Below are 12585 nucleotides of genomic sequence, written 5' to 3' on the forward strand. Positions count from 1 at the left end.
TCGGAGGGCGTCAGTTGCCCAGTGTGCCGTCCTTGGGCAGGGCGATGTCGTCCGACTTGGCGAGCTCCTCGACGTTGACGTCCTTGAACGTGATCACGCGGACGTTCTTCACGAAGCGGGCCGAGCGGTACACGTCCCACACCCAGGCGTCCTGGAGCGTCAGGTCGAAGTAGACCTCGCCGTCGGCCGAACGTGCCTGGAGGTCCACGTGGTTCGCCAGGTAGAACCGGCGCTCCGTCTCCACGACATAGCTGAACAGCCCCACCACGTCCCGGTACTCGCGGTAGAGCTGGAGCTCCATGTCGGTTTCGTAGTTCTCAAGATCCTCGGCACTCATCCGATCATCATCCTCCACTTTCCAGTCGGGCAGCGTCAGGCCGCGCCAGGCTTCCCAGACGCCAGGTCCTCCGGTGGTACTCGCTCGGGCCTGCCGCGTCGATGGCCGCGCGGTGGCTTTCCGTCGCGTAGCCCTTGTTCACGTCCCAGCCGAAGTCCGGGTGGTCGGCGGCGAGGGACACCATCAGGGCATCGCGCTCCACCTTGGCCAGCACGCTGGCCGCCGCGACGCTCAGGCATTTCAGGTCCGCCTTGATCCGGGTGTGCACCGGGGCCGTGCAGCCGCCCGTCCCCGCGGGGCCGCCCTGCTCGATCCCGACCGAGCCCTCGCCCGCCCCGAAGAGCACGCCCTGGGACCGCGCGGACAGCCAGTCGTGGTTGCCGTCGAGGATGACGACGTCGGGGGTCACCGTCTCGAGGACCGAGGCCCATGCCCTGCTCCCGGCCGCACGCAATGCGGACATCAGTCCCAGCGCGTCGATCTCCGCCGCCGAGGCATGGCCGACGGCGGACGCGACGGACCAGCGGCGGATGCGGGGCACCAGGGCCTCACGCTCGGCGGCGGGCAGCAGCTTGCTGTCCCGCACACCCCGCAGCGGAGCCGGGGCGCCGAGGTCGACGACCACGATGCCGACCGACACCGGTCCGGCCAGGGCTCCCCTACCCACCTCGTCGCATCCGGCCACGTAGCGGTGGCCCGCGGTGGCGAAGGACTTCTCGACGCTCAGGCTGGGAGCGGTGGATCGTCGTGTGCGCAGGGGCGTCATGGCCCGGCCGGTGCAGGGGTGGGAACGGGAGTGGGCTGAGCACCGGGCTGGGGGTCGGGCACGCCGTCGAACACGTCCGACGGCGTGGCGAGGAAGCCGAGGCGGTTCAGCGGCCAGGCGATGACCGCGGCCTTGCCCTCGACGTCGTCGATGTCCACGAAGCCCTTGCCGAGCTTGGTCTGGTTGGCCCGCGAGTCGGCGGAGGCGTTGCGGTGGTCCCCCATCACCCAGAGCTTGCCCTCGGGGACGACGACGTCGAAGGGCAGGTCGGAGGGGTTGGCCCCCGGGTAGAGGTAGGGCTCGTCGAGCGGCTCACCGTTGACGGTGAGGCGGCCCTGCGCGTCGCAGCAGATGACGTGGTCGCCCGGGAGCCCGATGACACGCTTCACCAGGTGCTGCTGGGACTCGTCCGGGGCGAGCCCGATGAAGATGAGCGCTTCCTTGAACCAGCTGACCTGCGCCTCGGCCTGCTCGGGCAGCCAGCCCTCCGTGTCGCTGAAGACGACGATGTCCCCGCGCTGCAGGTCGAAGGGCTGCGGCACCAGCTGGTTCACGAAGATGCGGTCGTCGATCTCCAGGGTCTCCTCCATGGAGCCGGACGGGATGAAGAACGCACGGAAGAGGAAGGTCTTGATGAGGAAGGAGAGCACCAGCGCGATCACGACGATCGTGCCGATCTCCTTCAGCCATGCGCCGAACCCGCGATCGCGGTCCTTGCCGTCGCGCTGCCGCTTCCTGGGGGCCTCTGGCACGGTTCCGTCCGCGGAGGATGCGTCAGGATCGGACGCCGGTGGTGCAGGGGCCTCGGCCCGCAAAGAGGACTTCCTGCGGAAGCTCCGTGCCATGTGAACAGTTTCCTCTGTACTCGTGATGCCCGGCTGCCGACGGTGCCGGGAAGGGGTCTCCGACGGGTGACCGTGCCACCGGGTGGACGTCAGTCGGACGATCGGTCGATCGGGCCGGACCGGTCCAGTGGCCAGACTAGCTGAAAGGCCCGTCCGATGATCCGATCCTCGGCGATGAGCCCCCCGCCGGGTGCGCCGAGCAGCGACCTCGAGTCCGTCGACGCCGACCGGTGGTCACCGAGTAGCCACAGCCGCCCCTCGGGGACGACGACGTCGAAGCTCGTGGTGCTCGCGGCGTCGCCCGGATGGAGGTACGGCTCCCGGAGGGTCTGCCCGTTCACCGTGAGGGATCGGTCTGCGCTGCAGCACCTCACATGGTCCCCGCCGACACCGATCACGCGCTTGACGTAGGTGGTGTCGTTGCCCGCGAGCCCGAGCCACTGGCCCGCGCCGGCGAGGACCCGCTCGGGGAGGCTCCGCGGGTCCGTGATCGGGTCGAAGGACCCCCGGCCGTCGAACACGACGACGTCGCCGCGCCGGACGTCCGACGCCGCGAGTTTGGACACGAGCACGCGGTCGCCCTCGGTGAGCAGGGGCTCCATGGACGCGGACGGGATGAAGTAGACGTCCAGGAGGAAGCCGCGCACGAGCCCTGTGACGAGGACGGCGAGCATGACGGCGGAGAACACGAAACGCCAGCCCACAGAGCGGGGCCGGCGTTTCGGTTGCCCTCCAGCCGGAGACTGGGAAGCGGGCGTTTCATGCACCAGAAGGAGCTACTTGACCGTCTTGGGGTCGCGCTTCTCCTTGATCTTCGCTGCCTTGCCGCGCAGTTCGCGCATGTAGTACAGCTTGGCGCGGCGGACATCGCCCTTGGAGACGACTTCGATCTTGTCCAGGACCGGGCTGTGCACGGGGAACGTACGCTCCACGCCCACACCGAAGCTCACCTTGCGGACCGTGAAGGTCTCGCGGATGCCGTCGCCCTGGCGGCCGAGGACGAAGCCCTTGAAGATCTGAACACGGGTGTTCTTGCCTTCGATGATGTTGACGTGGACGTTGACGGTGTCGCCGGCGCGGAAGTCGGGGACGTTGTCGCGGAGGGATCCGGCGTCGACTGAATCGAGAATATGCATGGTCATGCTCCTGGTGGACGCCACAGGTCATCCACGTTGGTCATGGCGGCCAGGGACCGGGCGCAGGGCCCGGGCGATACCGCCGAAGAAGATGTCCGGCCGATCCGATGATTCGGTGGCCGGTGTGTGAACTGTTGGCCGCACGCCCCCTGTGGCAGGGTCCGGCCCAGTGGACACAAGGCACGATTATTCCACAGCGCCGGCGCCAACCACTAATGCTGCGGTCTGGTCAGCCTGCCGTCGACGACGTCGAAACCCGCCGCGCGCAGCGCCGTGAGGTCCGCCTTGCCGAGGGCGCCGACGTCGACGCGGCCGAGGAGGTCGGGGCGCCGGTCGGCGGTGCGCTGGAACTGCTCGAGCCGCCGCCACTGCGCGATCTTCGCGTGGTTGCCGCTCAGCAGCACCTCGGGGACCTCGCGTCCGCGCCACGACGACGGCTTCGTGTACACGGGGTACTCGAGCAGGCCGTCCGAGTGGGACTCCTCCACGAGGGATTCCGGGTTGCCGACGACGCCGGGGATGAGGCGCGCGACGGCTTCGACCATCGCGAGCACCGCCACTTCCCCGCCGTTGAGGACGTAGTCGCCCAGTGAGACCGGCCGGACGTCGAACTCCTCGCGCGCCCAGTCGACCGCGCGTTCGTCGATGCCCTCGTACCGGCCGCACGCGAAGACCAGGTGGTCCAGCGCGGCGAGCTCGTACGCCATCGCCTGGTCGAACACGGCGCCGGCCGGGGACGGCACGATGAGCGTGGGCCGGGAGTCGGCGGGCGCCTCCGCCCGGACGGCTTCGAGCGCCTGCGCCCAGGGTTCGGGCTTCATGACCATGCCCGCGCCGCCGCCGTAGGGGGTGTCGTCGACCGTCCTGTGCCTGTCGGTCGTGAAGGACCGCAGGTCGTGGATGCGCACGTCCAGCACGCCGTCCTGGCGGGCCTTCCCGATGAGGGACAGGTCGAGCGCCGCGAGGTACTCCGGGAAGATGGAGACGACGTCGATGCGCACTAGTCGCGCGTCCCGCCCGGCCCGGAATCGGCGGGGGCATCGGCGGGGGGATCGGTCGGCGCGCCGGCGGAGTCGCGCGCGATGTCGTCGCCGTCGTCGGGCGCCTGGTTGGAGCCGGGCGTGTTCAGGTCGAAGAGGCCCGCCGGCGGCACGATGGTCAGGAAGCCGGCGTCCGGGTCCACCTCGGGCACGATCGACGTGACGAACGGCACCAGCGCCTCGTGTCCGTCGGCGAGTTCGACGACGAGGAGGTCCTGGACCGCCATGGTGCGCAGGGCGGTGACCTTGCCCACGGTCGTCCCGTCCACGCGGGCGTCGAGGCCGACGAGCTCGTGCTCGTACCAGGCGTCGTCGTCGTCGTCCTGGGCGCCGGCCGTGTCGATGAAGAGCTGGGCACCGCGCAGGGTCTCGGCCTGGTTCCGGTCCGCCACCTGCTCGAAACCGACGATCAGGATGTCCTTGTTCCACCGCGCCTTCACGACCGTCAGCTCGGTGACGGCCGCGCCCTCCACGCGGAAGATCCCGCCCGGTTCGAAGCGGTCCTCCGGGGCGTCGGTGAAGAGCTGGACCGTCACCTCTCCGCGGATGCCGTGGGGCTTCCCGATCCTGGCTACGAGTACGTCCATCGTGGTGCTCCTGCTGTGGGTGGCTGAATCATGGGTACTTCAGGGGTGAACGGGAACGGCCCCACCACCAGGTCCTGGTGGTGGGGCCGTTCGGCATGCTGGATGGCGTGAAGCTCGGGCCGGTCAGTCCCGGCGGCGGTCGGTGTCGACGACGTCGACCCGCACCGGCTCGCCGTCAGCGAGGGCCGACACCACGGTGCGCAGCGCGCGGGCGGTGCGCCCCTGGCGGCCGATCACGCGGCCGAGGTCCTCCTGGTGGACGCGGACCTCGAGCGTCTCGCCGCGGCGGTTGTTCTTTGCGGCGACCCTGACGTCGTCAGGGTTGTCGACGATGCCGCGGACGAGGTGCTCCAGAGCTTCGGCCAGCAAGTTACTCTGCCTCGGTGGCTTCCGCGGCGGCGTCGTCGGTCTTCTTCGCCTTCGGCGTGATGGCCTCGGGGACGATCACGGAGCCCTTCTCGGGGGCGATGAACGCCTCCTTGGCGGCCTTGGTCCTTAGGGTGCCTTCCTGGCCCTTGAGTCCCTTGAACTTCTGCCAGTCACCGGTGATCTTGAGCAGCACGGAGACCTGCTCGGTGGGCTGCGCGCCGACACCGAGCCAGTACTGCGCACGCTCGGAGTTGATCTCGATGAACGAGGGCTCCTCGGTGGGGTTGTACTTGCCGATCTCTTCGAGGGCACGGCCGTCACGCTTGGAGCGTGAATCCATGACGACGACGCGGTAGAACGGTGCGCGGATCTTGCCCATGCGCTTGAGGCGAATCTTTACGGCCACTTGTGTGGTCACTCCTTGTAAATGAAAAGGGGCGAACCCGTCATCCTGCTCCCGTGGGGCGGGCCATTCATGAGGGTTCAAAGGACACAATGCACGCGCAGAGAGAGGGGCTGCACGGATCGAGTACGGAACCATTGTGCCAGACGGCCGTGCTTTAGGCGATTCCGCCGGACGCGTGGGCGGCGGCGACACGGAGCCGGTTCCGCCAGGGGTCCTCGAAGCGCAGTTCGGCCCCCGTGTGGTGGCTCGCGACGCCCGCGTGGGCGAGGCGGTCCGCCAGCGCCCCGATCTCGTCCGCCGACGATACCCGGATGAGCACCTCACCGAGGCCGAGGGTGTCCTTCCGCGGCCCGGCGCCCCGGCTGTTCCAGACGTTCATGGCCATGTGGTGGTGGTAGCCGCCCGCGGAGACGAAGAGGGCCCGGTCGTGCCACCCGGCGGTGCGCTCGAAGCCGAGGACGTCCACGTAGAAGCTGTGGGCAGTGCCGACGTCGCCGACCTGCAGGTGGACGTGGCCCACGGTCGCGGCCCTCGACTCCGCGGACGACACCGCGTCCTCGGTGAGGTGCCGCTCGAGGTAGTCCTGCGGGGGCAGGGGAAGGCTGTCCATCACCACCGAGCGGGTCCCGCGCCCGTCGCCCGTCCACGTCCAGCTGTCCCGGGGTCGGTCGACGTACAGTTCGATGCCGTTCCCCTCGGGGTCGGTGAAGTAGAACGCCTCGCTCACGAGGTGGTCGGCGCTGCCCACGTAGGTACTGAGCGGATGGTGCGCGGCGGAGGCGACGGCGGCGGCCAGGTCCGCACGGTCCGCGAAGAGGAGGGCGGTATGGAAGAGGCCGGCCTCGCCACGCTGCGGGAGGTGCAGGTGGCGGGCGGATTCGAGGCGGAGGACGGCGCTCCCCCGGCGCCCGAGGACGACGGCGTCCGCTCCGTCCTCGATCACCTCCAGACGCAGCGCGGCGGCGTAGTAGCGGGTCAGCCCGGACAGGTCGCCGACCCTGAGCGTCAGCGCCCCCATGGCGGTGTCGGTGGGCAGCAGGTCCTGTGCGGGCATATCGGCTCCTCGGGGTGGAAGGTCTCCCCTGCACAACTTGTTGAAGCTTCAACTTATTCCGGCGGGGCCGTCCGGATGACCTCTCCGCGCAGCACCACGGCCCGGAGGGAGGCGAGGGTGCCGGCGTCCAGGCGGGGGTCGGCGGCACAGACGACGGCGTCAGCGCTCGCTCCCTCCGCGATCCCCGGGAAGCCCAGCCAGGCGCGGGCGGACCAGCAGGCCGCGTCGAGCGCCGCGGCCGGGCCGAGGCCGGCGGCGGCCAGTGCCGCCACCTCGTCCGGGAGCCGGCCGTGGGCGATGACGCTGCCGGCGTCGGTGCCCGCGTAGACGGCGATCCCGGCGTCGTACGCCCGCCGGACCATCGTCTGTCGGCCGCCCCACAGCCGGCGCATGTGCGCCGCATAGTCGGGGTACCTGCCGGCGGCGCCGTCGGCGATGGCGGGGAAGGTGTCGATGTTGATGAGCGTGGGGACGATTGCCACGCCCTGCTCCACGAACCGGGGGATGTGCCGCGGGAGCATGCCGGTGGCGTGCTCGATGCAGTCGATCCCGGCGTCGAGCATGCCGTCGAGCGTCTCTGCCGCGAAGCAGTGCGCCGTCACGCGGGCACCCTCCGCGTGCGCGGCGTCGACGGCGTCCTTCAGGGCCGCGGGCGGGAAGGCGGGGGCGAGGTCGCCGAGGGAGCGGTCGATCCAGTCCCCCACGATCTTGACCCATCCGTCGCCGCGCCGCGCCTGCTCCGCGACGGCCCCGGCGAGATCCGCAGGTTCCACCTCGACGGCGTAGTCGCGGAAGTAGCGGCGGGTCCGTGCCACGTGGCGGCCCGCGCGCACCAGGCGGGGCAGGTCCGCGCGCTCCTGGACCCACCGCGTGTCATTGACGACGCCGGCATCGCGGATGAGCAGCGTGCCTGCATCGCGGTCCTGCAGGGCCTGCTGTTCCGCCAGGTCGTCGGGGACCCGGCCGCGCCGGTCGAGGCCGACGTGGCAGTGGGCGTCCACCAGGCCGGGCAGCACCCAGCCCTCGATGGTCCGCAGCGGAGGGCCGGGCGGGCGCCGGAAGGTGAAGCGGCCGTCCTGCACGTAGACGTCCGCCACCGACCGCGACGGCGACAGCAGCACCGTCCCGGTGAGATGCAGGAACCCGGGCCCGTCAGGCAGCATGAGGCCCGTCGGCGGCGTTCCTCACGCTGCGGCCTGGTGCAGGCCGGCGCGCAGGAAGGACCGGATGAGCGCGTCTCCCTCGGGGGTGTCGTGCGGCCGGTGCCCGCCGGGTGCTACCCGGTGGATCGCGCCCGTGCCGGCGAGGTACTCGGCGACCTCCTCGTACAGGGGCTCCCACCCGCCGGTCAGCACCAGGGTCGGCACGCCGGGGACGATCGCCAGTGGGGCCTCCCACGGAGGGCTCTGGAGCCGGAGCCTCGCGGCGTCGCGCCGGGCATCGGTCGTGGCGGGTGTCCGCGCGTCGGCGTCGAACACGCGCCGCACGAAGGCGCGGAGGAAGTCGTCGTCGGACATCGCGTGGCGCTCCGCGAAGAGCGGCGTCATGAGGGCGATGTGCGCGGCCGTGGCCGGGAGCTCTGCCGTGAGGGAGAAGCACGCAGGCTCCACGAGGGTGAGCGAGCGCACCAGGTCGGGACGTTCGACGGCGAGCATCATGGCCGCCACGGCGCCCTGGGAATGGGCGACGACGTGTCCCCCGCCGCCCAGGGCGTCCGCGATGATCTCCTGGTCCCGGCCATGGTCCGTGGCGACCGGCTCCTCGGTGGCCGAGAACCCGTGCCGGCGGACGTACAGGCAGTCGAAGTCGATGGACAGGCCGTGCTGCCGGGGCCAGGCCGCGGCACCGAAGGACCCGCTGCCGTGCACGAACACCACGCGCTCGGCACCCATCACAGCCCGGCGCCCATCAGGGACGGCATCGACGGGTCACATCCTCGGACAGCACCGGCGCGCTACTTCCCGAGGAACTTCTCGAAGCCCTTGGGGAGGTTCATCGCCGACGGGTCGAAGTCCTGCTGCCCGCCGAAGGCCGCACCGGAGGGCGCTGCCGTGCGTGCGGCAGCGCGCCGAGCCTCCGCCTCCTGGAGCTCCTGCGCCGCCTTCGCAGGGTTCCCCGAGCGCGGCTTCTTCTTGCCCTTCGCGGCGGCGGCCTTGGTCTTGCGGGGACCGCCGAAGCCTCCCGGACCGGCCATCCCGGGCATCCCCGGGATTCCGCCGCCGGAGGCCATCTTCTTCATCATCTTCTGGGCCTGCGTGAAGCGCTCCAGCAGCCCGTTGACCTCGGAGACGTGGACGCCGGAACCGCGGGCGATCCTCGCGCGGCGCGATCCGTTGATGATCTTGGGGGCAAGGCGCTCGTGCGGGGTCATCGACCGGACGATGGCCTCCACGCGGTCGATCTCGCGTTCGTCGAAGTTCTCGAGCTGCTCCCGCATGTTGGCGGCCCCCGGCATCATCATGAGCATCTTCTTCATGGAGCCCATGTTGCGGATCTGCTGCATCTGCGCGAGGAAGTCGTCGAGGGTGAAGTCCTCCTGGTCGGCGAACTTCTTCGCCATCCGCGCCGCTTCGTCCTTGTCCCAGGACTGCTCAGCCTGCTCGATCAGGGTGAGGACGTCACCCATGTCGAGGATGCGCGAGGCCATGCGGTCGGGGTGGAACAGCTCGAAGTCGCCGAGCCCCTCACCCGTCGAGGCGAACATGACCGGCTTGCCGGTGATGGACGCGACCGAGAGCGCGGCACCGCCGCGGGCGTCGCCGTCGAGCTTGGTCAGGACGACGCCGGTGAAGTCCACGCCCTCGTTGAAGGCGAGCGCGGTGTTGACGGCGTCCTGGCCGATCATCGCGTCGATGACGAACAGCACCTCGTCGGGGCTGATGGCCGCGCGGATGTCCGCCGCCTGCTGCATGAGCTCGGCGTCCACGCCGAGGCGTCCGGCGGTGTCGACGATGACGACGTCGTGCAGCCGGGCGCGTGCCTCGGCGACGCCCTGGCGGGCGACGGCGACCGGGTCGCCGGTGGCGGCCTCGAACTCGGAGCTGACGCCCGGGTGCGGCGCGTAGACGGGCACGCCCGCCCGCTCGCCGTTGACCTGGAGCTGGCGGACGGCGTTCGGGCGCTGGAGGTCGCAGGCGACGAGCAGCGGGCTGTGGCCCTGGCCCTTGAGCCACTTGGAGAGCTTGCCCGCGAGTGTCGTCTTTCCGGCACCCTGCAGGCCCGCCAGCATGATGACGGTGGGCGGGTTCTTCGCGAGGCGGATGCGCCGGGTCTCGCCGCCGAGGATCCCGACGAGTTCCTCGTTGACGATCTTGACGATCTGCTGGCCCGGGTTCAGGGCCTGCGAGACCTCGAGGCCGAGGGCGCGTTCCTTGATGGCGGCCGTGAAGGCGCGGACCACGGGGACGGCGACGTCGGCGTCGAGCAGGGCTCGGCGGATCTCGCGGACCGTGGCATCGATGTCCGCCTCGGTGAGGCGGCCCTTGCCGCGGAGGTTCTTGAAGGTCGCAGTCAGCCGGTCGGAGAGTGAATTGAACACGTGCCGTGCACTACTTTCATCGGGGACTTTGGAGACTCAACTCCCAAGGGTATCAACTGGGGACGTCCGGGAGCGTTCCTCGTACGACCCCCGCGCGCGAACAGCGACGCACCCCGCCGGCGCAGGACACCCGCGGGCAGAAGTGGCAAGGTGAAGAAGTGGATACACACTCGCTCGCAGAGCACGACACCATTCCCGCCGACGCCGACACCCGCGTCAGGACGCTCCTGATCCTCGGTGCCTCCGGCGACCTGACCGGACGCCTCCTCCTGCCGGGACTCGCACGGCTCGTCCGCCTCGGCCGCGCCGACGGCCTCAAGCTCGTGGGCGCGGGCTCCGACGACTGGACCGACGAGCAATGGCGCGAGAGGCTGGACAGCTCCTTCGCCGCCGCCCGCGAGAAGGCGGACGACGCCGGGCGGGCGTCGCTGCAGCAGGTGCGCGACGACAGCTGGTACCACTTCCTCGACGTCACGAAGGACGGGCTGGCCGATCTGGTGCAGGGCCTCGAGGGGCCGGTGGCCATCTACTTCGCGCTGCCCCCCGCCGTCAGCCAGCTGGCCTGCAGCGCCCTCGGGACGGATGCGTTGCCGAAGAGCACCCGCCTCGTGATGGAGAAGCCCTTCGGCACGGACCAGGCCAGCGCGCACCGCCTCAACGAGAAGCTCTCGAAGCTGGTGCCCGAGCAGAACATCCACCGCGTGGACCACTTCCTCGGCAAGGCGACGGTGTTCAACATCCTCGGCCTGCGATTCGCCAACCGCATCCTCGAGCCGGTGTGGAACAACCTGCACATCGAGAAGGTCGAGGTGATCTTCGACGAGGACCTCGCGCTCGAGAACCGGGCCCGCTACTACGACGGCGCCGGCGCACTGCGCGACATGATCCAGAGCCACCTGCTGCACGTCATGGCACTCCTGGCCCTGAACGCGCCGTCGACCCTGCACGAGAGGGACCTCCGCGACCACATCGGCTCCATCCTCCGGGCCAGCTCGGTGGACCTGGACAGTCCGGGCAGCAGCCGCCGGGCACGCTATGCCGCGGGCACGATCGGCGACCGGGAGATCCCCGACTACGCGGCCGAGCCCGGCGTCGACCCGGAGAAGGGCACCGAGACGCTCGCGGAGATCACCGTGTCCATCAACAACGAACGCTGGTCCGGCGTGCCGTTCGTCCTCCGCTCCGGCAAGGCGCTCGGCATCAAGCGCAAGGAGGCCGTCATCACCTTCAAGCCGGTGAGCCACCTGCCCGTCGGATTCACGGGCCAGGACGCGCCGACCAAGCTGCGTATCGGATTCGGCCCCGACACGCTGCAGCTCGAGATCGACGTCAACGGGCCCGGTGACATCTTCGCCCTGGACCGGGCGACCCTCAGCGCCGACCTCAACCAGACGGACCTGCTCCCCTACGGCGAGGTGATCGAGGGAGTCCTCGCCGGCGATCCGACGCTCTCGGTCCGCGGCGACACCGCGGAGGACTGCTGGCGCATCGTGGAGCCCGTCCTGAAGGCGTGGTCGGAGGGCCGCGTGCCCCTCGAGGAGTACCAGGCGGGCTCGGAGGGGCCGGAGGCATGGCCGTCGTCGCACGGCCGGAAGGAGTAGGGCGCAGGAGGTCCGGGCGCAGGAGGTCCGGGCGGGTGCGCGGCTGCGGCGGGCTCCCCGGGAGTCCTCAGACCTTCGCGCGGGCCAGCAGTTCCTCGAGCTGTTCGTAGGCCTCGGAGAGTCCGCCCTCCATCCCGGACTGCACCATGCCGTCCCGGGCCTCCATGGTCGGGTAGACGGCGTGGGCGCTCAGCCGGGTCCTGCCGCCCCCCAGGTCCTGGAAGGTCAGGAATTCGATGCTGACCACGTCCGGGTACCCGTCGTACTCGAAGGTCTGGATCGCGAAATCGTTCTCCCGGACGGTGTGGAAGACACCGCTGAACACGTGGTCCACGCCGTCCGGGCCGGTGTGGGTGTAGCGGTAGCTGCCGCCGGTCCGGAAGTCGTACTGCTCGACGCCCAGCCGGAGGCGCCGCGGGCCCAGCCACTGGGCCACGAGGTCGGGGTCCTTGTGCGCGTGGAAGACCTCCGCCACAGGATGGTCGAACTCGCGGTCGAGATCGATGAAGGGGAGGCCTTCGGGGACGAGGAGATTCAGGGCATTGCTCATGACGAGTCCTTCGCCTGCGGGCCGCGGGCCGCGGCCTGGGTGGATAGCACGGCGTCGAGGCCGCGGAACTGCTCCTCGCGGACCAGCCGGTACTGGTCGATCCAGGCGGTGAGCGCCTCCAGCCGTGCGGGATTCAGGTGGACGGGCCGGCGCTGGGCGTCGCGCGTGCGCGTGACGAGCCCCGCCTGCTCGAGGACCTGGATGTGCTTCGAGACCGCCTGCTTGGTGATCGCGAAGGGTTCCGCCAGTTCGTTGACCGTGGCCTGGCCCCGGCTGAGCCGGGCGATGATGCGGCGGCGGACGGGATCGGCCAGCGCCAGGAAGGCGAGGTCGAGGCGTTCGTCGTCGGTCACGGG

At 70.3% G+C, this 12585-nt stretch carries 16 protein-coding genes; 1 reads left to right on the plus strand and 15 read right to left on the minus strand.

What is annotated here, in order from left to right:
- Nucleotides 1-10 precede the first annotated feature (10 nt).
- The 13 genes from MWM45_RS10095 to ffh all read right to left on the minus strand — a co-directional run bounded on the left by MWM45_RS10095 (nucleotide 11) and on the right by ffh (nucleotide 10078).
- Nucleotides 11-337: a DUF2469 domain-containing protein gene (locus MWM45_RS10095; protein WP_043445771.1), complete on the minus strand. Its 327-nt coding sequence runs from the start codon at nucleotides 335-337 to the stop codon at nucleotides 11-13.
- A 7-nt stretch (nucleotides 338-344) separates the two neighbouring features.
- Nucleotides 345-1103, minus strand: a complete 759-nt coding sequence (locus tag MWM45_RS10100) for a ribonuclease HII (RefSeq protein WP_247826331.1) — start codon at nucleotides 1101-1103, stop codon at nucleotides 345-347.
- Nucleotides 1100-1855, minus strand: coding sequence for a signal peptidase I (gene lepB / locus MWM45_RS10105; RefSeq protein WP_247826332.1), 756 nt, complete (start codon nucleotides 1853-1855; stop codon nucleotides 1100-1102). Before lepB (MWM45_RS10105) ends, MWM45_RS10100 begins: the two co-directional genes overlap by 4 nt.
- 182 nt (nucleotides 1856-2037) lie before the next feature.
- On the minus strand, nucleotides 2038-2622 hold the full coding sequence (lepB, locus tag MWM45_RS10110; RefSeq protein WP_247829201.1) for a signal peptidase I: 585 nt from the start codon (nucleotides 2620-2622) through the stop codon (nucleotides 2038-2040).
- A gap of 102 nt (nucleotides 2623-2724) precedes the next feature.
- Nucleotides 2725-3084 (minus strand): 50S ribosomal protein L19, encoded by a 360-nt coding sequence (gene rplS, locus MWM45_RS10115; protein ID WP_043446665.1) that lies wholly within the window; start codon nucleotides 3082-3084, stop codon nucleotides 2725-2727.
- A 212-nt stretch (nucleotides 3085-3296) separates the two neighbouring features.
- Entirely contained in the window at nucleotides 3297-4085 is a 789-nt protein-coding gene (gene trmD, locus MWM45_RS10120; RefSeq protein ID WP_247826333.1) for a tRNA (guanosine(37)-N1)-methyltransferase TrmD, read from the minus strand.
- A complete protein-coding gene (gene rimM, locus MWM45_RS10125; protein WP_247826334.1) occupies nucleotides 4085-4711 on the minus strand; it encodes a ribosome maturation factor RimM in 627 nt (208 codons plus the stop codon). Before rimM ends, trmD begins: the two co-directional genes overlap by 1 nt.
- A 123-nt stretch (nucleotides 4712-4834) precedes the next feature.
- A complete protein-coding gene (locus MWM45_RS10130) occupies nucleotides 4835-5080 on the minus strand; it encodes an RNA-binding protein (RefSeq protein WP_043445779.1) in 246 nt (81 codons plus the stop codon).
- A 1-nt stretch (nucleotide 5081) separates the two neighbouring features.
- Entirely contained in the window at nucleotides 5082-5486 is a 405-nt protein-coding gene (gene rpsP, locus MWM45_RS10135; RefSeq protein WP_247826335.1) for a 30S ribosomal protein S16, read from the minus strand.
- Nucleotides 5487-5640: 154 nt separating this feature from the next.
- Complete coding sequence (locus tag MWM45_RS10140; protein ID WP_247826336.1) at nucleotides 5641-6540, minus strand: VOC family protein; 900 nt, start codon at nucleotides 6538-6540, stop codon at nucleotides 5641-5643.
- Between the two features lie 53 nt (nucleotides 6541-6593).
- Complete coding sequence (locus tag MWM45_RS10145) at nucleotides 6594-7703, minus strand: amidohydrolase family protein (RefSeq protein ID WP_247826337.1); 1110 nt, start codon at nucleotides 7701-7703, stop codon at nucleotides 6594-6596.
- Nucleotides 7704-7724: 21 nt separating this feature from the next.
- A complete protein-coding gene (locus MWM45_RS10150) occupies nucleotides 7725-8432 on the minus strand; it encodes an alpha/beta fold hydrolase (RefSeq protein WP_247826338.1) in 708 nt (235 codons plus the stop codon).
- Between the two features lie 62 nt (nucleotides 8433-8494).
- A complete protein-coding gene (gene ffh, locus MWM45_RS10155; RefSeq protein ID WP_247826339.1) occupies nucleotides 8495-10078 on the minus strand; it encodes a signal recognition particle protein in 1584 nt (527 codons plus the stop codon).
- Nucleotides 10079-10236: 158 nt separating this feature from the next.
- Here ffh and MWM45_RS10160 point away from each other — a divergent pair, with 158 nt between their 5' ends.
- Nucleotides 10237-11679: a glucose-6-phosphate dehydrogenase gene (locus MWM45_RS10160; RefSeq protein ID WP_247826340.1), complete on the plus strand. Its 1443-nt coding sequence runs from the start codon at nucleotides 10237-10239 to the stop codon at nucleotides 11677-11679.
- A 67-nt stretch (nucleotides 11680-11746) separates the two neighbouring features.
- Here the strand turns inward: MWM45_RS10160 and MWM45_RS10165 are convergent, their stop codons facing one another.
- Together MWM45_RS10165 and MWM45_RS10170 are read right to left on the minus strand one after the other, a co-directional pair.
- Nucleotides 11747-12229 (minus strand): SRPBCC family protein, encoded by a 483-nt coding sequence (locus tag MWM45_RS10165; RefSeq protein ID WP_247826341.1) that lies wholly within the window; start codon nucleotides 12227-12229, stop codon nucleotides 11747-11749.
- On the minus strand, nucleotides 12226-12582 hold the full coding sequence (locus tag MWM45_RS10170; RefSeq protein WP_247826342.1) for an ArsR/SmtB family transcription factor: 357 nt from the start codon (nucleotides 12580-12582) through the stop codon (nucleotides 12226-12228). The genes MWM45_RS10165 and MWM45_RS10170 overlap by 4 nt, the downstream gene beginning before the upstream one ends.
- Nucleotides 12583-12585: the final 3 nt, after the last annotated feature.

This window comes from Arthrobacter antioxidans (assembly GCF_023100725.1).
GTDB lineage: Bacteria > Actinomycetota > Actinomycetes > Actinomycetales > Micrococcaceae > Arthrobacter_D > Arthrobacter_D antioxidans.